The sequence below is a fragment of the Shewanella sp. genome (genome assembly GCF_013214165.1).
Lineage (GTDB): Bacteria > Pseudomonadota > Gammaproteobacteria > Enterobacterales > Shewanellaceae > Shewanella.
Genome location: NZ_JABSSM010000018.1, coordinates 96,584 through 115,711, shown reverse-complemented (window position 1 = coordinate 115,711; position 19,128 = coordinate 96,584). Strand labels below are relative to the sequence as shown.

Sequence of the window (19,128 nt, the reverse complement as noted above, 5' to 3'; positions counted from 1 at the left end):
AAATCCAAACAGGCCCTTAGACCTTAGCTTAATAGCATCCCAATGAAAAACTGTGTTATTTTGACTAGAAACAACACAAACACCTCGTCTTACGACTCACATTAGGGATGGTATTGATGTCACCTATCTTAACTCCATTGTTTGCCGTACTTGGGATCATGTTACTAGGCTCGCTTATCCAGAAAAGCAGGATCCTGTCACCGGATAGCGATCAAGTATTAAACCAATACGTCTATTACATCGCATTTCCGGCTATCATGCTGATTGCCTTGGCTGAAACGCCCATCGAAGGGATCTTACAGTGGGGATTTATTGGCGGTTATAGCTTGGCTATGGTACTCACCTATATTTTGGTGATCTTGGTGTCCCATATCACCAACAAAGGCCGCACAGATATCGCCTCACTCAGGGCGCTAAACACCACATTCGGTAACTGCGCTTTTATCGGCATGCCTCTACTGAGCATACTGTTTCCGGATAATGCTAACGCATTAACCGCAGCCGCCATCGCGACCCTGCTATCTGTCATCATGTTTGCCCTGGTCTTGGTCACTATCGAGTTGTATCAAGGACAGAAACAGGTCTCCCCCCTGATCGTCATCTTTCAGTCTCTGCTACAAAACCCGATTGTGATTGGCAGCTGCATAGGCATGGCAATTTCGGCCCTCAACATTCAAGTCAATGAATCGTTATCGATAATGTTACGCCAGATAGGCATGACATCTAGCCCCTGTGCCCTATTCGCGATAGGCATGGTGCTCGCCAAAGCAAGCGCAGGGCAAGAACTCCCTTTGACGTCGGCTCGCCCAGGTGAGGCTTTTCGAGTGGCGGCTAAACAAGGCAGGCTTGAGCATATCGCCGAATTGAGCTGGATTAATGTGTGCAAATTAGTAATACAACCAGGGCTGGCCTATGTACTCTTAATGGCCTTTGGGGTCGAGGGAGACTGGTTAATCATGGGTGTGCTGCTCGCGGCATTACCCACGGCAGCCAGTGTGTTCTTACTGGCACAGAGGTACCGAGTGAAAGCCAGTATCAGTGCTCAGGCTATCATGTTAGGGACCGTGCTGAGTCTCGTGACCCTGCCAACCATAGATTATCTAGTGCGCGGTTGACCTTTTAAGCTGAGAGTGAAAACACGGCTCAGTGTCCATTGAGCAATCATAATATTGAACACTATTCACTCAAAGCTTTACTGTATATAAAATCAGTATATACTGTTTAAAAACACAGTACATTAAAGGGATGTCATTATGCTTTGCCAACTCAGCATCAATAATTTCGCCATAGTCCGCTTCCTAGAACTGGACTTCAAGCCTGGAATGACCAGTATTACCGGTGAAACCGGTGCGGGTAAATCGATTGCAATTGACGCCCTGGGTCTGTGTCTGGGTAACCGAGCCGATGCAGGCACGGTAAGGCCGGGGGCCACGAAAGCCGAGGTGAGTGCCAGATTTTCATTGAATGATATCCCGGTTGCCAAACGTTGGCTCGAAGATAACGATCTCGACCACGATAATGACTGCATACTCAGGCGAACGGTTGGCAGCGATGGTCGCTCCAGGGCATACATCAATGGCAATCCGGTGCCCTTATCACAGGCTAAAAATCTTGGCCAACTGCTTATTGGCATTCATGGTCAACATGCGCACCATGCCATGCTCAAGAATGAACATCAGCTGACTCTGTTAGACAGCTACGCCAATCATAAAATGCTACTCGACTCAGTCGCCGCCGGTTACCAGCGCTGTAAACTGATAGAAAAAGAGCTTAAGGCCTTAACTCAGTCACAACATCAACGTATCTCCCGCAAGCAGTTGCTCCAGTATCAAGTAGAAGAGCTCGATGAGTTTAACCTTACTCCCGGAGAATTTGAACAGATTGAGACTGAGCATAAGAAACTCGCTAATGGCACTGCACTGATCGAAGCCTGTAAAAATGAGCTGTTTATCTTACAGGATAATGATCAGGGCAGCGTCGAATCCTTGATCAACGCGGGTATCACTCAAGCTCAGGAACTAGAGTCCTATGACCCTCTGCTGAAGAATGTCGTTAATATGCTTAACGAAGCCCTGATCCAAATTCAGGAGAGCAGTAGCGAATTAGAGAATTACCTAGCGGGATTGGAACTGGATCCAGAGCATTTTGCCCACTTAGAACAGAGATTAACCCAAGCCATGCAGCTGGCGCGTAAGCATCATGTCAGCCCGAGCGAGCTGGCCGCCCACCATCTGACACTGAAAACAGAACTGAGCAGCCTAGATTCAGACGAGGAAGCCTTGGACATGCTAAAGCAACAAGTTGCCGCCAGTCGAGACAAGTATCTGGGACACGCCAAGAAACTCAATCAGAGCCGTTGTCGTTATGCCAAAGAGTTAGACAAGCAGGTCACTCAGTCTATCCATGAATTGAACATGCCCAAGGGGAAGTTTTCTATCTCGGTCACATTCAATGAAGAACTCAGCTCACCCAATGGCTGTGACAGCATAGAATTTCTCGTCACCACCAACCCAGGACAGCCTCTTCAGCCCCTGTCTAAGGTCGCATCGGGTGGTGAGCTATCCAGAATAGGCCTGGGGATCCAAGTTATTACCGCCAAAAAAGTATCGACACCTACGCTCATTTTCGATGAGGTCGATGTGGGAATTTCGGGCGCGACTGCGGCAGTAGTGGGACGAATGCTGAGAAAGTTAGGAGACTCCACTCAAGTGCTGTGTGTGACCCACCTCCCCCAAGTTGCCGGCAATGGACACCAGCACATGTTTGTCGATAAGAAGAGCAAGGCTGGCAAGACAGAAACATCCATGATGCCACTGGACAGAAATCAACGCATCGCAGAGCTGGCCCGTTTACTGGGCGGCGATGAGATCACTAGCAACACATTAGCCAACGCTAAGGAGCTGTTATACCAAGCGGTATAAGGCCACATTCTATGACCCTTATTGCTATAACTCAGCAATAAGGCACTCATCAGCCAACCCGAAGGTGCACTATGCCTACGTTATTTTACTTGATCTATTTTTGATTAATATGATTAATGCTTTTCGGTCTGGCGTGTTAAATTAATAGCGGCTCTCAAGGCAATAAATCGTGCCATTAGCGCCACTACAACGACAGCAAACACGATCCGTATCCATAATATGGCTAACACATCGGCACCTAACATTAAGATCAACAGGGTATCTTCAATTAAGCTGTGGGCTAAGGTCAAGAAGCAAATCGAGAGCAAGATATCTTTGTTACTAATATTGCCTTTCTTTACTTCAGCAATCATTAATCCCGCACCATAACTTAAACCCAGGGTAATACCGGTGATGGTAATGTTGCTGGCGTCCTTGGTGATATCGAGCAATTTAAACAGAGGTGAGAGCAATGTCTGCAACAAGGTTTCGAGTCCTAACTTCTTTAGGATCCGTAACAAGATGATCAATGCCGAAATAATGAAGAAGATAGTGATCAACAACTGACCCTGTTCGAGAGCCCATTGCTGCATACTCTGCTGTTGTGGCTCGCCTTGCCAAAGCAGTACCGCTGGCTGCTGCTGATAATCTAAAATAGTATATAGCCAGTTAACCAGCGCCGCCAACAGCAAGCTACCACCAATCTTTAAGCTAATGGTAATACGCCAACTCACCCCAACCATTTTTGCCACAGCCCCTTCTATGGGGATTGCGTGGGAGAGCAAGATCAGAATCCCAACAACCGATACCTGGGCAACCGACAGTTCGAGTGACCCAGTGACATCGACAAACACCACCATAGCGGTAAAGATATTGGTTAACATAGCGGTCGCCCAAACCAGTCCTAGCTGTTCCGGTAATCCGATAAATTGCATTAATGGTGCTAACATCTTACCCAGCCATTGAGTGCCGCCGAACATATCTAACACTTTGACTGCAATAATAGCGGGCACCATCACTTTTAATAGTGTCAGGTAAACACGTAATATTTCTTCGAAAAGCGTTTTTAGTTGCTTAAAGTACATGGGGACTACTTTTATCATTCATTTTCAGGGCACTAGAATAATCGCCAACCCATTGTTTTTCAAGATGCTGTCACTATTCACTTAAAATTTACGCGACATTGCCTACATTACCCGAGGTTAAACGCACAGTGCGATACGATGCTGCCCGAGTTGTCACCAACCTATGGACTTCTTGAATCAAGCCAGCCACAATAAATCAACAATTTAATGCGGCAATACGAGCTTTCAGTTCAACGACAACAAAGCTCAGTGATTACCGATATAACTGCAATTTCTGTCCATTACCATCGCCGAACGGGGGATTTCTAGCCTAAATATCGATTTTCAGGCAGGGCTAGTGCACTCAAGCTGTTTAAATGAAAATAATTGGAGAAGGAGGGAAAATTAGCTAATGACTAGCTTGAAAAACACCGCAGCCATCTTCCAGGTACTTGCAGCACTTAGCAAAATGACGACGTCTTTTCTGTAGATGGTCGCAGTAATTTTTAAGCTCTTGGTTTCGGTGTTTTTCAAGCTAGTTGCCAACAGGACCATGAAATATTTTACCAAAGTCAGAGGTCATCTTTATTCAGTTACCTGGTAAGATATTCAACCTGTTGAGTATCTTAGACGAACTTTCATTGCCCATGAAGGGAAAGCCATACAGGTCAAAACCGCGGCTTCATCGAGCAGAGCTTGACTCTTACAAAAGGAAATAGGTGAAATGCCCCTCCCAAAACGATCGGTACACTTATCTTCTTTATTAGCCATACGAGCGATAGGTTCATTTAAACATCTCAACTCGTTTGAAAGCGTTAGTAAGGTATATCGCTTAAACGGCTTCTGTATTAAGCAACTGAGATTCAACCCATTCTCGTCGATGTTCATAGGATTGACCCGTATTAGGATCGACTCCTGTGAGCCAAGCTTTGCGCACACATCTTGTGACTGCATGATACCAAGGCGTATCTTCAATACTAATCTGAGTTCTTCTGGGACGGGGCATAACAACCTCCTACTTCGACTAATAACCAAAGCTTAATAGGAGGATAGAAAATGCACAATGAACTCTGGGTGGTTCTATTTACTAATGACTTACAAATGCACAGACCGAGATTTCGAGGCACCTGACTCACACGTTGCCACTTACTACAGAAATCAAATGCGAAACTGGGATCAATATGATACCGATGGTTGTTATGGCTATTTTGATGAGTAAGGAATAAAGCCAGCAATGATACTTGGATGCGGAGTTCAATATAACAGGTTTAATGTTAAAACTGCTTACCTTTTACGTAAGTTACTCGAGAAAAACCCACAGTTCTTAGATCACTTTCTTGATGGTTGGCTTTTAGAAAATGCAGTTCCTATAGACCCATCACTAGGACATTCGGGGAGTAATAAGCCTAAAAGACTTGCTCCTACTAGGCCAAAATAGTAACTTGATGAATCTGCTAACACTAAGCCCAAGGTTGATAGCCTTGGGCTTTTTTGTTGTTAGTCTATGCTACATTCTCTTCTTGTTCCGCTGCTGCAATAGCAAGAGATTCTCTGTACTCGGCGGCTTCTGCTTTCATTGTCCAGTGAACCTCAGTAACACCCTGCAACTCTACAACTTGCTTAATTTCAGCTAGCGATGTTCTGAAAAATTCTTTTCTCGAATTCACTTTATTTACCGATTCTCGATTAAAGCGTCGATGTAGTTCTTTCTCTAAAGTTGGTGCATCTTCACTATACAACATTGCATGAACGTCAAAAGAAAATGGTACTGATGCATCACCAAGCTCTTTCACTCGATCTAATGGCTCTAGTCGTCTAGTCATACCAATTTTAAATACGTTTTCGCCAAAGCTACCAACATTACTAATCACATAAACATGACCACGTCGTGTCTGCTGTGCCATAGAGAGTGCTCGTTGCCCTCTTTCTTCTGCTTCTTCTAACTTGCCTTCTAAGTCTGCTAGCTGCGCTTCAAACTCTTTGCGTTGTTCTTCATTTGCATTAGCTAACTCAGCTCTAGCTTTTTCTAAGGCCTTCTGAATCAAACGTTCTTCTTTTTCAGCCTCTTTAATTGCCTTTTCCATTTCTTTTCGAGCTTTCTCTTCTTCCCGAATCTGTTGCTTTATTTCACGCTGCTCTGCCAATTCAATTTGGCGTAATTCATGTGTAGAAACAGCCCATTTCAGTTCTTCCTGACGAGCATCTAAAAATGTTTGATTAATTCGAGCACTTCTAAAAGGTGCTCCGTTGTGGTTTACCAATGCAAAGGCATCAATGATTTCTTGTTTAATTTTACCGAAATTATCATGCTTAACTTTTGCTAATGCTGAGTCAACTTTCCCATTGAATGCATCCACAGCAAAATGAATTGCGTAAGTCTTTCTATGTGCTTCAACATAATCACAATCACCAGCATGCCCTTGCTTAACCATATCTTTTACACGCTTACGTGCTTGCTTTAACTGCTCTCCTGCATCTTTAAAGCTGAATTCTTCCGCTAAGTCATCTAATACTGAATGATTGGGTATGATGTAATCATCTTTATATCCTTCAATTGTATTTTTCATAGCTCTAATTGCAGACTCATATGAATCAGCTTTTAACTTAGCATCATATGCATCGCCAGCAATTTTTTGTGCCTGAACTTTTGCTAACTCAATAATACGATTTGCTTCTTCATGCGCTTCGTTCGTTAATGAAATTACTTTTTCTTTTACATCATTTAATTTGTGATTTGCTTTAACATTTAACTCTTTAGATTCAGCTTTTATATTAACCACTTCTAATTCAGCATCGATAACCAGTGCTTCTGCTTTCGAATGACTTGTAATTGAAAGCTCTTTAGCTTCAGCCTCTGCTTTACCAAGAATAAGTTCTGATTCGGAAATGTTAGATGCAGCTGCTTCTTCAGCCTCATCAAGTAGTTGCTGAGTATGTAACTCCATATCAATGATAAGGCTATATTTATCATTTAACTCTTTTACTTGATTCTCGGCATCATTCAGCTTTGCTTTACTTTTCTCAAGCTCAGCTTCAATTTTTTTTCGCTTTTGCTTTGATAGCCACGCTAATAGAAGAGGTGTGAAAAATATTAAAAGGGTAATAATTACTGCAATTGTATTTCCTGAACCATCTTGTTCCATCAAAATATCCTCATTTTAATTTGAATAAACTATCTCTAGTGTTTCATCAACATACGTTTTATTTTCTCCAGAATAAGAGCTTAAAAACTTTCTTTCATTAATACCATCTCCAATCTGTATTATGTTGCCTTTGTCCATGAAAAACTTTTTATCAGAATTTATCGAGCCATCCATCATAAAAATGAAGCCATTGATCAAATGCCAGCGCTGACAACGCGAGTGCTAAATGGCATATAAGACTATGATTTATTTTAACTTAAAGTATCAATAAAAGACAGGACAGCCAATAGAAAAGACAGGACAGCCACATCTTTTGTCTTTTCAGTTATCCTCTACTAAGCTTTAAGTTATCTTGATTTAGATTTTTATGAGGTAGCTTCTATTAAAAAAAGACAGGACAGCCACATCTTTTGTCTTTTCAGTTATCCTCTACTAAGCTTTAAGTTATCTTGATTTAGATTTTTATGAGGTAGCTTCTATTAAAAGACAGGACAGCCATATCTTTTGTCTTTTCAGTTAAAAGACTAAAAGACAGGACAGCCATATCTTTTGTCTTTTCAGTTATCCTCTACTAAGCTTTAAGTTATCTTGATTTAGATTTTTATGAGATAGCTTCTATGACTTCAGCTCGACGAACCCTTATCGACCCAGAATCGACTCCGTTTTATCATATAATAAATCGTTGTGTTAGAAGAGCCTACCTTTGCGGTGAAGATAAATTGACAGGTAAGAGTTTCGAGCATAGACGCGGCTGGATTGTCGATAAAGCTAAGGCTCTGTCTGCTATATTTTGTATCGATGTCTGTGCCTATGCGGTGATGAATAATCACTATCATCTCGTGCTTAAAATTGACCTTGATAGAGCTAAGTCGCTGTCTAACCGCGAGGTGATCACACTTTGGTGTAAGGTGACTAAAGGACATGATGTAGCGACTAAATACATGAATGGCGATGCCTTAATCGAGGGTGAGCGTTTACTGCTTGATGGTCTACTTGCTGAATGGCAGGAACGTTTATCGAGTATTAGTTGGTTTATGCGCTGCCTTAATGAAGAGATAGCACGTAGGGCCAATCGTGAAGATGAATGTAAAGGCGCTTTTTGGGAGGGGCGTTTTAAGAGCCAAGCCCTGCTCGATGAACAAGCACTCCTTGCATGCATGATGTACGTGGATTTAAATCCTATCAGAGCCGGGATTGCGAACACACTTCAAGCATCTGATTATACGTCTATTCAGGAGCGCATTACCGAGCTAAGTACCTCTGATAAAAATACTAAACCCAATGATGATAAATCTGCCTCAGCCTCGAGTGAGCCACTCCAACCTCTTGCCCAATTCGAAGGTGCTACCCACCTAGCGACTCAAGCAGGTATCCCGTTTCATTTCTGTGATTACCTCCAACTTATCGATTGGACAGGCAGAGCCATTAGACCTGATAAAAAAGGTTTTATTGATTCAAGCCAGCCTAAATTACTCAATGAACTTGGCATTGCACCCGAGGCTTGGATTACCTCAGCGAAAGAGTTTCGCCGCCAATACAGTGGTATTAGTGGTCGTTGGGATGCTATGTGCGCTTTCAAAAAGCAGCATAACTGTGGACTATGGTGTAAAGGTAAAGCCAGCAGCAATGCACTTCATCCATTTGCTTAGCAAGGTCTTCGGAAAGGCCTTCGCGGCTGAAGCTGCTCCTACATTAAAAGGCTGAAAAGACAGGACAGGCATATCTTTCTTGACTCTTAAAAAGGCTCAATTCAGAGACAGGGGGGAGAGCAAAACCAATAAGAACAATATTGTGACCCCAGCACTCAGGCAAGAAGGAATTTATCGAGCCATCCATCATAAAAATGATGCCATTGATCACATACCAGCGCTGACATTGCGAGTACTAAATTGCATATAAGACTATGATTTATTTTAATTTAAATCATCAAGACGATGAGTTTTATGCAACCGTGATAAGTGGACACCCATAAGATTTTTAATACGTTAACTTCCCTCAAATTCAACGTAGCGAATGCATGGTGCCAGTCATGATTAAACCTCTCAAATTAGCAATCACACACTCTCTAAAATCGAAGAGACAAGTTATCTTGTCAATCAGCAGGTGTAGATGCAGCTGCAAGCTTCGATGACATGGCCGCTCTATGACATCTGACCCATAGGGAGATGGGAAATGTCTTATGTATGTCTGGAACATACAAGACCCTGCACGGCACCCACGGCAAGTGATAAGTAACAATGAAGCAGAAAATCAAAAACACACTGCCCAATATCAACTCAGCTAGAAGCTAAAGCAGAAAATGTCACCCAGCTTCATTCACAGCGAAATGAATCGTTAAGCAAAATAGTAAGCCAACACCTGCAGGCACACGAGGGAGAAGATGCCGGCTAAGACGTCATCTATCATGATCCCGAAGCCACCTTCTACCTTGGCATCGAGCCAACGAATGGGCCAAGGTTTAAGGATATCGAAGAAGCGAAACAAGGCGAAGCCTATGACTAACCAGAGCCAACCCGCAGGCGCGGCTATCATGGTAATGAGTAATCCGGCAATTTCATCCCATACGATTGCCCCATGATCGTGCACCCCCATGTCTTTAGCGGCCTTGTCACAGATATAAAAACCCGCCAGCACACTCAACAAGGTGAGCGCCAGATACCAGGGTAGGCTCAGGGGGGCCATCAAGAGGAACAATGGCACAGCGGCCAAGGTACCGAAGGTTCCCGGCGCTTTGGCCACTAAGCCCGAGCCAAACCCGAGCGCTAAGAAGTGGATGGGATTCTTCAGGGAGAGATGAGTTAATGCCTTGTCTTTAGAAAATATATTCATCAGGAAAAATGCTCGAAACCTATATTGGTGAGATTAAATGGCTCGCCGTTGCGTATCAATCTCAGTTGTTTATCTGACGTTACCTGTCCAACCTGAGTAAATTGAACACAGGCATGGGCTAACGCCGTCTCTAAGGCGCCTTTCTGCGCCTCTGGAACGGTAAAGAGTAACTCATAATCCTCGCCGCCGGATAAGGCATAGCTGAAGGCTTCTTGCTCAGATACTGAGTCTTTTACGGCCTGGGATAGCGGTAATAGCGCCACATCGATAACCGCACCGACCGCAGAACGCTTAAGGACATGCAAGATATCCGCTGCCAGACCATCGGAGAGGTCGATGGCACTCGAGGCCAAATTTCGCAGTGCTTGCCCCGCCAACACTCTCGGTGTCGGGTAATAATGACGATTAATCAGATACTCGTTATATTCAACATCGACTCGCCTGATGCCGCGTATCACGTCCAGTCCCAATGCCGAGTCACCTAAGGTGCCGGTGACATAGATCCAGTCGCCATTTTTAGCACCGCCTCGGGTCAGCGCGGTGCCTGTGGGCACTAATCCATTGATGGTGATGCTGATCGAACGCGGGCCTCTAGTGGTATCGCCACCGATGAGCGACACCCCGTAATATTCGGCGGCGTCGAACAAACCGGTACTAAACTGCTCTAACCAGGTCTCATCCACATCGGGCAAGGTCAATGCCAGTGTCATCCATGCAGGCTCGGCGCCCATGGACGCGAGATCGGATAGGTTTACCGCTAAGGATTTATAGCCTAAGGCTTGAGGCGGAATATCCGGGTAAAAATGGACATTCTCGACTAAGGTATCACAGGAGATAGCAATGGATTTATTGGGGGCGACGCTGACAAGAGCACAATCGTCACCTATGCCTAACTCGACATCGCGGCGCGTTTGACCACGGCGATTAAAGAAGTGCTCGATTAATTGAAATTCTTTCAAGGATTAGTCTGCCCGTATCTGAATAAGATAAGTACATCTGATTTTAGGGGAAATACTGGATTCGCGAGGCAAAAAAAATGGCACCCTAAGATGCCGTTTTTCGTATTACTTACGACCCACTATCTTGTCGAGAATACCGTTGACAAACTTATGGCCATCTTCTGCACCAAATGTCTTTGCCAGCTCGATAGCTTCGTTGATGGCAACCTTATAGGGCACATCCTTGCGGAATGTAAGCTCATAAGTCGCCATTCTCAGTATCGCTTTCTCGATGGGCGACACTTCGTTAAATGGACGCTCAACATGAGGAATAATAAGTTCATCTATTTGAGCGGATTTGGTTGCCGTTCCCGTGAATAACTCACGAAAATAGGCGACATCGATACCATCGATTTTTTGCTCTGTAAGAAACTCATGCTCCACATCGGCAATATTATTTCCGCTTAACTGCCAAGAGTAGATGGCTTGTACGGCTAAACGGCGGGCCTTGCGGCGCTCAGAAGGTTTCATCTTTATTCCTAATCTTGCAAATGCTGTTCTAGTTCTTGCAGGACGTTAACCATTTCCAGCAGACCAAGTGCGGCTTCGCCACCCTTGTTACCCGCCTTAGTACCTGAGCGCTCAATTGCTTGCTCTATGGTATCGGTAGTCAACACACCGAATGAGACAGGAACGTCGAACTCAAGTGCAACTTGAGCCAATCCCTTGTTACATTCGCCTGCAACAAAATCAAAATGTGGCGTTCCACCGCGGATCACTGCACCGAGCGCAATAATTCCATCAAACTTACCACTAGCGGCAACACGGCGTGCAGCTAAAGGCAGTTCTACGGCTCCGGGAACTCGTACGACTGTGATGTTATCATCAGCGACTTGACCGAAACGCTTTAGTGTATCAACCGCGCCCTCGAGTAAACTTTCAACAAGAAAACTGTTGAAGCGTGATACTACGATAGCAACCTTGGCGTTTTTCGACTCGATATTACCTTGAACTATGTTCATTTATCTTACCTAAATTAGCTGATTTAACCGGCTCTGACACGGAAGAGGCGGTATGATATCACAGCCCCTTGCGTTGTTCTCCATGCAAACCACAAGAATTGATTTAATTTGAAAAATTTTATCTACTCACTTATGTACTCGGTCACTTCCAAGCCAAAACCTGACAGTGAATGATAACGTTTAGGTGAGCTCAGCAGGCGCATCTTAGTCACACCAATATTGGCTAATATCTGCGAGCCGACGCCCACTTGACGTGACGTGCCCTGCCATTTTGCTGGAGTCGATGCCTGACCATTGTCTTCGAGCTCAAATGCTTTCACTTTGGCAAGTATGTCGCTGCTGTGTTCCTGGTTCCCCAGAAGCACCAAGACTCCACCTTCATCGGCAATACGTTGCATCGCCTTCTCAAGAGACCAACTACGCTTCTGATCACGTTCCGAGTGCAACAGATCATTGAAGGTATTTTGCAGATGCACACGTACCAACACTTCTTCTTTAACTTCACCCTTGATCAATACATAGTGGAGCTGATTATCGATAGTGTCTCTGAAGGTCAGCATATCGAACTCGCCGAAACGTGTGGGCAGTTTACACTTAGCCTCACGCACCACGTTGCTCTCCTTGGTATTGCGATATTCGATAAGATCGGCGATGGTGCCCATCTTAAGACCATGTTTCTCGGCGAACACCTCAAGATCTGGGCGTCGAGCCATGGTGCCATCATCATTCAAAATTTCGACAATCACAGATGACGCTTCAAAGCCTGCCAGCCTGGCTAGATCACACCCCGCCTCGGTATGACCGGCACGAATAAGCACGCCGCCCTCTTTCGCCATCAAGGGAAAGATATGGCCAGGCTGTACTATGTCACTGGCCTTAGCGTCTTTTGCGACCGCGGCTAACACAGTCACCGCTCGGTCTTGGGCCGAGATACCGGTAGTCACGCCTTCGGCGGCCTCGATAGACATGGTGAAGTTAGTCGAAAACTGGGCATTATTATTGACGACCATCAAGGGCAAGCTCAGCTGCTGACAACGTGATTGAGTCAATGTCTGACAGATCAGTCCGCGGCCGAAAGTCGCCATAAAGTTGATCGCTTGTGCCGTGACCATGTCTGCAGCCATGATCAGATCGCCTTCATTCTCACGATCTTCATCGTCCATCAAGATAACCATTTTACCGAGACGAATATCTTCGATGATCTCTTCTATACTGTGTAACGACATTGTAAGGCCTTAAATTTTATAGTTTCGAGTATCTGGTTTAGGCAAAAACCTATGAACCGATATTTTTTTTTAGCAATTTAATCTTCTATTCACAGGTATTGCTAGTGTCTAACGCAAAAAACCTGAGCGAGCTAACAGATCCATGGTCACATTAGACTCAGGCTGCGGCGCTTCTTTATTGGTGTATGTCATTAAGCGCTCCAGATGACGGGCAATCAGGTCGACTTCTATATTCACTGTGTCACCGGGCTTGAGGCTCTCTAGGGTCGTCTCGCCCGCGGTATGAGGCACGATAGTCAGTCTGAAGCGATTGTCTTGCACCTCATTCACGGTCAGGCTGACGCCATCTATGGTGATTGAGCCTTTGTGAGCGATATATCGGGCCAACGCTACCGGTGCGCTCAGCCAAAACTCGATGGCCTTGCCTCGGTATTGCCTGTCATCCACGCTCGCCACGCCATCAACATGGCCGCTGACCATGTGTCCACCTAATCTTGTGGTTGGCGTCACGGCTTTTTCGAGGTTAACTCGGGTACCAACCTGGTATTTGGCAAAGCCTGTCAGGCTCACGGTTTCCGCCGAAACATCGGCGACATAGCCATCACTGAGGCACTCGACTACGGTCAAACACACGCCATTGGTGGCTATGCTATCCCCGAGACGCACATCGGACAGGTCGAGTTTATGACTCGCCACGTTGAGGCGAATATCATCACCCAGCCGCTGTATCTTTCTTAAGGTTCCCACTGACTCTATGATCCCGGTAAACATGAATTATGACCTTATTTTTAACGTCAAACGGGTGTCATCACCCAATTTACGTGCATCGATTAATTCGACGGATGGAATGTCTGCCATGTCGCTATAGTCAGGCAGAGAGATTAAATTACGTCCATTGGAGCCTAACAGCTTCATCGCCTGATAGAGGATGAGTTCATCGGCATGATTGTGACTAATGACACTGCCGGCCAGTGTCGCTCCCGCCTCGATTAACACCGAGTTACAGGTTTTACCCAAATGATAAAACAGCGCCGACAAGTCAACCCTGCCTTCATCATCTGGGGCCAGCGTAATCCCGCAGACATGCTCCGGCCAAGCGTCCTGTTCAGACTGAGGATAATCGACACAAGAAACCAGTAAGATAGGACTGGTGATAGCAAACAGTTTCGCCGATGACGTAAGCCTGGCACGGCTGTCGAGTATGACCCTAAGTGGCTGGTGCAATGAGCCCGCATCAAGCTGATCAGATAACAAGCCTAGCTCGCTGTGACGCACATTGAGGGAGGGGTCATCTAACAACACGGTTTCTATGCCAGTCACTAAGGCGCAACTCCGCGCCCTTAAGCGCTGCACATCACGGCGAGACTCAGGGCCGGTGATCCATTTGGAAGCGCCGTTACTCAGGGCCGTCTTGCCATCTAAGCTCGCGGCAAGTTTTACCGTCACCCAAGGAAGCGCGCTTTGCATGCGTTTCATAAATCCAGGATTAAGTTGCGCGGCCTCGTCGCCCAGCAGGCCAACATCGACCTCAATCCCTGCATCCTTGAGCATCTGAATGCCTCGACCCGACACCTGAGGATTGGGATCTTCTACCGCCACCACCACGCGAGAAATGCCGTGTTTAATCAGCGCCTCTGCGCAGGGAGGTGTGCGCCCATAATGGCTACAAGGCTCTAAGGTCACATAAGCTGTCGCGCCCTTAAGCGCGGCTAGGCCATCGGCGCGCTGGGAGGCCATGGCTAAGGCATGCACCTCGGCATGGGGGCCGCCGGCGCGAATATGGAAACCTTCGCCGAGGATCTGCTCATCTCGAGTGATGACGCAACCGACACAGGGATTAGGGCGAGTGGTATATAAACCTCGACGTGCAAGTTTGATTGCACGGCTCATAAATTCAGTATCTTCTATTGACCACATAAGTTCACCGACCAAAAAAGTGTAAAAAATCACCCAGCGATGGGATTGAAACTTGGTTTACTTCTGCAGCTTGGCGATAGCATCACCAAACTCGGAAACATCTTCGAACGCCCGGTAGACCGAGGCGAAACGGATATAGGCGACCTTATCTAGGCCCACTAGCTGATCCATCATCAAGTTGCCGATAAGCTCAGACTTGACTTCACGCTCGCCGGTAGCCCTCAGAGTCGACTTGATCTTAGTCAGGGCTTGCTCTATCTGATCCATAGACACGGGCCGCTTCTCGACCGCCCTCAGCATGCCACCCCTGAGTTTATCTTCGTCGAAAGGCTGGCGACTGCCGTCTTGCTTTATCACTCTGGGCATCAGCAGTTCGGCGCCTTCAAACGTGGTATATCTCTCGTGACACAGGACGCATTCACGGCGTCGTCTGACCTGATGTCCGCCGGCCACCAGACGAGAATCGATCACCTTAGTATCGGTTGCGCTACAGAAAGGACAATGCATCGAGCCTCCAAAATAAGTGAGAAAAAACCTAATGGCATTTTTACTCTAACGAAAAAACTAACAAAAATGGCCGCTAAGTAGCGGCCATCGAAGTTTACCTGAATTAACCTTAAAGGTTAACCGTAAACAGGGAACTTAGCACACAGTGCCAGCACCTGCTGCTTAACACGCTCGATAGTGCCTTGATTGGTGATATCATCCAGAACATCACACATCCAGTTCGTCAACTCAACCGCTTGGACTTCTTTGAAGCCGCGGCGAGTGATGGCAGGCGATCCGATACGTAGACCCGAAGTCACAAATGGTGAACGAGGATCGTTTGGTACCGAGTTCTTATTCACTGTGATGTTAGCAAGACCCAGCGCCGCATCGGCATCTTTACCTGTCATATCCTTGCTGATCAAGTCCAGCAAGAATAAATGGTTATCGGTACCGCCAGAAACGACATCATAGCCACGCTCGATGAAGGTCTTTGCCATTGCCTTAGCATTAACAACGACTTGCTTCTGGTATACAGCAAACTCAGGCTCTAATGCCTCTTTAAATGCTACCGCTTTAGCAGCGATAACGTGCATCAAGGGACCACCTTGACCACCCGGGAATACCGCAGAGTTCAGCTTCTTGTAGATAGCTTCATCATCGATAGCCGAAAGAATCAAACCACCACGTGGACCGGCTAAGGTCTTATGGGTCGTGGTAGTGACAACGTGTGCGTGTGGCAGAGGGTTCGGGTAGATACCCGCAGCAATCAGGCCGGCAACGTGTGCCATATCGACGAACAGGTAAGCACCGACTTTATCGGCAATTTCACGGAACTTAGCCCAGTCGACGATACCCGAATAAGCACTGAAACCTGCGATGATCATCTTAGGCTTGTGCTCTATAGCCAGGCGCTCAACTTCGGCATAATCTATCTTACCCGTGGTTTCATCGATACCGTATTGAACCGCATTATACAGCTTACCAGAGAAGCTAACGTGTGAACCGTGAGTCAGGTGACCACCATGAGCTAGGCTCATGCCTAGTACTGTGTCGCCGCCTTGAAGCAGGGCCATAAATACTGCGGCATTTGCCTGTGAACCAGAGTGTGGCTGCACGTTGGCGTAAGTTGCACCGAAAAGCTCTTTAGCGCGAGAGATAGCCAAGTCTTCGGCGATATCTACATACTCACAACCGCCATAGTAACGCTTACCAGGGTAACCTTCGGCGTACTTGTTGGTTAGCTGAGAGCCTTGTGCCTCAAGAACACGAGGACTCGCGTAGTTTTCTGAAGCGATAAGTTCGATATGCTCTTCCTGGCGGCGAGTCTCGTCTTCAATCGCTTTAAACAGTTGTGGATCGTAGTCCGCGATATTCATATCTTTTTTCAGCATTAGTCACTCCAGCTGTAAATTTTTATAGGTAGGGTTGCGCGGTATTCTACTCTGCTATCGATCACAATCCCAGCATTTACCGCATGAAATCACTTGCTTTTTACCATGAGGATTATTCATCTTTTTGGCTAAAAAATAACAGTAAGATTAGCAGTGAAGGCTATGAGTGGTTGTTTTTATCCGATTTATTGATTTCGACGCCCTAAGCAGCTCTTTTCAAATGGCGTAGATTTCGCGTAGAATCACGTCATTATTTAGTCTCCCAGTGAATTAATCATGGCTCAGTTCGTATATAGCATGCTTAGGGTCGGCAAGATTGTGCCGCCGAAAAAGCAAATCCTTAAAGATATTTCTCTTAGCTTCTTTCCCGGCGCAAAAATTGGTGTCCTAGGCCTCAACGGCTCGGGTAAGTCCACCCTACTGCGCATCATGGCCGGCATCGACACCGACATCGAAGGTGAAGCGCGCCCGATGCAAGGTCTGAAAATAGGTTACCTGCCCCAGGAACCTAAGCTCGATGAGTCACAAACCGTGCGTCAAGCCATCGAAGAAGCCGTTTCTGAGGCCAAGAATGCCCTGACTAGGCTCGATGAAGTCTATGCCCTGTATGCCGAGCCCGATGCCGACTTCGATGCCCTAGCCAAGGAGCAAGGTCAGCTGGAAGCCATCATACAAGCTCAAGATGCCCACAACTTGGATAACATCTTGGAGCGCGCCGCCAACGCCCTGCGCCTGCCCGATTGGGATCAGAAGATAGCGGTTTTGTCCGGTGGTGAGCGTCGCCGCGTCGCCATCTGTCGTCTATTGCTTGAAAAACCAGACATGTTGCTGCTCGATGAGCCCACCAACCACCTGGACGCTGAATCGGTGGCCTGGCTGGAACGTTTCCTCAAAGACTACACAGGCACAGTCGTGGCCATCACCCACGATAGATACTTCCTCGACAATGCGGCGGGTTGGATCTTAGAGCTAGATCGCGGTGAAGGCATCCCCTGGGAAGGTAACTATTCCTCTTGGCTGGAACAGAAAGATGCCCGCTTAAAGTTGGAATCCGCCACCCAGAGCGCGCGTCAAAAGACCATAGCCAAGGAGCTCGAGTGGGTACGCCAAGGTGCTAAAGGCCGTCAGTCGAAAGGCAAGGCGCGGATGGCACGCTTCGAAGAGCTTAACACCAGTGATTATCAGAAACGTAACGAGACCAACGAGCTGTTTATTCCACCTGGGCCACGTCTGGGTGACAAGGTCATCGAAGTCAAGAACCTGACTAAGTCCTATGGCGATCGAATCCTCATAGATAACCTGAGTTTCTCAGTGCCTAAGGGTGCCATTGTCGGCATTATCGGCGCCAACGGTGCGGGTAAATCGACCCTGTTTAAGATGATCACCGGCGCAGAGCAGCCAGATAGCGGCACAGTCGAAATTGGTGAGAGTGTGAAACTGGCCTCGGTAGATCAGTTCCGTGACTCCATGGATGATAAGAACACCGTCTGGCAGGAGATCTCCGGCGGCCATGATATCATGCGCATCAACAACACAGAGGTGCCGAGCCGCGCTTATGTGGGCCGCTTCAACTTCCGCGGTGGCGATCAGCAGAAGATCATCGGCACCCTATCGGGCGGTGAACGTAACCGGGTACACCTGGCGAAACTTATCCAGTCCGGCGGTAACGTCTTGCTACTCGATGAGCCCACCAACGATCTCGACATCGAGACGCTACGCGCCCTAGAAGAGGCGATACTCGAGTTCCCGGGTTGCGCCATGGTCATCTCCCACGATCGCTGGTTCCTCGATCGCGTCGCCACCCATATCCTAGATTACCGCGACGAAGGTCAGGTTAACTTCTATGAGGGTAACTACACCGAGTATTCGACTTGGCTCAAAGACACGTATGGTACCGATGTGGTTGAACCACATAGATTGAAATACAAGCGTATGAGCTAATTCGTAGCTCGTAGCTCGTAGCTCGTAGCTCAGCATAATAAAAAGCCACCTTTTTAGGGTGGCTTTTTGTTTTTATCAATAAAGTTATTGTCTACTTGTCGGATAACAAGTTACTTAAATATCCATTTAATTGGATTCATTTGGCTGGTTTGGTATTTGGTTAGCTTCATGAATGCCATAGCTTCATTCTAATCTATAGCCTGCGGCGGTGCTGTGCAGGGTCTTGTATGTTCCAGACATACATTAGACATTTCCTATCTATAGGTCA

The 19,128-nt window shown here is 46.5% G+C and carries 15 protein-coding genes and 1 pseudogene; 4 read left to right on the top strand and 12 right to left on the bottom strand.

The genetic code is table 11. The features are described from left to right. Window positions 1-116 precede the first annotated feature (116 nt). Window positions 117-1,115 (top strand): AEC family transporter, encoded by a 999-nt coding sequence (locus tag HRU42_RS06230; protein WP_295029591.1) that lies wholly within the window; start codon window positions 117-119, stop codon window positions 1,113-1,115. Between the two features lie 138 nt (window positions 1,116-1,253). Next, window positions 1,254-2,921 (top strand): DNA repair protein RecN, encoded by a 1,668-nt coding sequence (gene recN / locus HRU42_RS06225; protein WP_295029589.1) that lies wholly within the window; start codon window positions 1,254-1,256, stop codon window positions 2,919-2,921. Window positions 2,922-3,034: 113 nt separating this feature from the next. Here recN and HRU42_RS06220 read toward each other — a convergent pair whose 3' ends face one another. The 3 genes and pseudogenes from HRU42_RS06220 to HRU42_RS06210 all read right to left on the bottom strand — a co-directional run bounded on the left by HRU42_RS06220 (window position 3,035) and on the right by HRU42_RS06210 (window position 7,107). Beyond that, complete coding sequence (locus tag HRU42_RS06220; protein WP_295029587.1) at window positions 3,035-3,985, bottom strand: nucleoside recognition domain-containing protein; 951 nt, start codon at window positions 3,983-3,985, stop codon at window positions 3,035-3,037. 388 nt (window positions 3,986-4,373) lie between these two features. Further along, window positions 4,374-4,970, bottom strand: a pseudogene (locus HRU42_RS06215) (hypothetical protein). A 496-nt stretch (window positions 4,971-5,466) separates the two neighbouring features. Continuing rightward, complete coding sequence (locus HRU42_RS06210) at window positions 5,467-7,107, bottom strand: DUF4041 domain-containing protein (protein WP_295029585.1); 1,641 nt, start codon at window positions 7,105-7,107, stop codon at window positions 5,467-5,469. 617 nt (window positions 7,108-7,724) lie between these two features. Here HRU42_RS06210 and HRU42_RS06205 point away from each other — a divergent pair. Further along, complete coding sequence (locus HRU42_RS06205) at window positions 7,725-8,756, top strand: transposase (protein WP_295029583.1); 1,032 nt, start codon at window positions 7,725-7,727, stop codon at window positions 8,754-8,756. 685 nt (window positions 8,757-9,441) lie between these two features. Here the strand turns inward: HRU42_RS06205 and HRU42_RS06200 are convergent. The 9 genes from HRU42_RS06200 to glyA all read right to left on the bottom strand — a co-directional run bounded on the left by HRU42_RS06200 (window position 9,442) and on the right by glyA (window position 16,919). After that, window positions 9,442-9,936 (bottom strand): phosphatidylglycerophosphatase A, encoded by a 495-nt coding sequence (locus HRU42_RS06200; protein ID WP_295029581.1) that lies wholly within the window; start codon window positions 9,934-9,936, stop codon window positions 9,442-9,444. Continuing rightward, window positions 9,936-10,895: a thiamine-phosphate kinase gene (gene thiL / locus HRU42_RS06195; RefSeq protein WP_295029579.1), complete on the bottom strand. Its 960-nt coding sequence runs from the start codon at window positions 10,893-10,895 to the stop codon at window positions 9,936-9,938. Before thiL ends, HRU42_RS06200 begins: the two co-directional genes overlap by 1 nt. A gap of 105 nt (window positions 10,896-11,000) precedes the next feature. Then, window positions 11,001-11,405, bottom strand: a complete 405-nt coding sequence (gene nusB, locus HRU42_RS06190; RefSeq protein ID WP_295029577.1) for a transcription antitermination factor NusB — start codon at window positions 11,403-11,405, stop codon at window positions 11,001-11,003. A gap of 8 nt (window positions 11,406-11,413) precedes the next feature. Further along, a complete protein-coding gene (gene ribE, locus HRU42_RS06185) occupies window positions 11,414-11,896 on the bottom strand; it encodes a 6,7-dimethyl-8-ribityllumazine synthase (RefSeq protein WP_295029575.1) in 483 nt (160 codons plus the stop codon). Window positions 11,897-12,018: 122 nt separating this feature from the next. After that, complete coding sequence (gene ribBA / locus HRU42_RS06180) at window positions 12,019-13,122, bottom strand: bifunctional 3,4-dihydroxy-2-butanone-4-phosphate synthase/GTP cyclohydrolase II (RefSeq protein WP_295029574.1); 1,104 nt, start codon at window positions 13,120-13,122, stop codon at window positions 12,019-12,021. Window positions 13,123-13,230: 108 nt separating this feature from the next. Continuing rightward, on the bottom strand, window positions 13,231-13,893 hold the full coding sequence (locus tag HRU42_RS06175; protein ID WP_295029572.1) for a riboflavin synthase: 663 nt from the start codon (window positions 13,891-13,893) through the stop codon (window positions 13,231-13,233). 3 nt (window positions 13,894-13,896) lie between these two features. Then, window positions 13,897-15,039: a bifunctional diaminohydroxyphosphoribosylaminopyrimidine deaminase/5-amino-6-(5-phosphoribosylamino)uracil reductase RibD gene (ribD, locus tag HRU42_RS06170; RefSeq protein WP_295029570.1), complete on the bottom strand. Its 1,143-nt coding sequence runs from the start codon at window positions 15,037-15,039 to the stop codon at window positions 13,897-13,899. Window positions 15,040-15,096: 57 nt separating this feature from the next. After that, entirely contained in the window at window positions 15,097-15,546 is a 450-nt protein-coding gene (gene nrdR / locus HRU42_RS06165) for a transcriptional regulator NrdR (RefSeq protein WP_295029568.1), read from the bottom strand. A 116-nt stretch (window positions 15,547-15,662) separates the two neighbouring features. After that, complete coding sequence (gene glyA / locus HRU42_RS06160) at window positions 15,663-16,919, bottom strand: serine hydroxymethyltransferase (RefSeq protein ID WP_295029566.1); 1,257 nt, start codon at window positions 16,917-16,919, stop codon at window positions 15,663-15,665. Between the two features lie 276 nt (window positions 16,920-17,195). On the opposite strand from glyA, the gene ettA reads away from it, so the two are divergent. Next, window positions 17,196-18,860, top strand: coding sequence for an energy-dependent translational throttle protein EttA (ettA, locus tag HRU42_RS06155; protein ID WP_295029564.1), 1,665 nt, complete (start codon window positions 17,196-17,198; stop codon window positions 18,858-18,860). Window positions 18,861-19,128 lie beyond the last annotated feature (268 nt).

What these genes read in the sequence shown, in the direction of transcription:
- HRU42_RS06200 (WP_295029581.1), bottom strand. Translation starts at nt 9,936, where the DNA reads ATGAATATATTTTCTAAAGACAAGGCATTAACTCATCTCTCCCTGAAG.
- ribE (WP_295029575.1), bottom strand. Translation starts at nt 11,896, where the DNA reads ATGAACATAGTTCAAGGTAATATCGAGTCGAAAAACGCCAAGGTTGCT.
- ettA (WP_295029564.1), top strand. Translation starts at nt 17,196, where the DNA reads ATGGCTCAGTTCGTATATAGCATGCTTAGGGTCGGCAAGATTGTGCCG.
- ribD (WP_295029570.1), bottom strand. Translation starts at nt 15,039, where the DNA reads ATGTGGTCAATAGAAGATACTGAATTTATGAGCCGTGCAATCAAACTT.
- nrdR (WP_295029568.1), bottom strand. Translation starts at nt 15,546, where the DNA reads ATGCATTGTCCTTTCTGTAGCGCAACCGATACTAAGGTGATCGATTCT.
- glyA (WP_295029566.1), bottom strand. Translation starts at nt 16,919, where the DNA reads ATGCTGAAAAAAGATATGAATATCGCGGACTACGATCCACAACTGTTT.
- HRU42_RS06210 (WP_295029585.1), bottom strand. Translation starts at nt 7,107, where the DNA reads ATGGAACAAGATGGTTCAGGAAATACAATTGCAGTAATTATTACCCTT.
- nusB (WP_295029577.1), bottom strand. Translation starts at nt 11,405, where the DNA reads ATGAAACCTTCTGAGCGCCGCAAGGCCCGCCGTTTAGCCGTACAAGCC.
- ribBA (WP_295029574.1), bottom strand. Translation starts at nt 13,122, where the DNA reads ATGTCGTTACACAGTATAGAAGAGATCATCGAAGATATTCGTCTCGGT.
- HRU42_RS06175 (WP_295029572.1), bottom strand. Translation starts at nt 13,893, where the DNA reads ATGTTTACCGGGATCATAGAGTCAGTGGGAACCTTAAGAAAGATACAG.
- recN (WP_295029589.1), top strand. Translation starts at nt 1,254, where the DNA reads ATGCTTTGCCAACTCAGCATCAATAATTTCGCCATAGTCCGCTTCCTA.
- HRU42_RS06220 (WP_295029587.1), bottom strand. Translation starts at nt 3,985, where the DNA reads ATGTACTTTAAGCAACTAAAAACGCTTTTCGAAGAAATATTACGTGTT.
- HRU42_RS06205 (WP_295029583.1), top strand. Translation starts at nt 7,725, where the DNA reads ATGACTTCAGCTCGACGAACCCTTATCGACCCAGAATCGACTCCGTTT.
- HRU42_RS06230 (WP_295029591.1), top strand. Translation starts at nt 117, where the DNA reads ATGTCACCTATCTTAACTCCATTGTTTGCCGTACTTGGGATCATGTTA.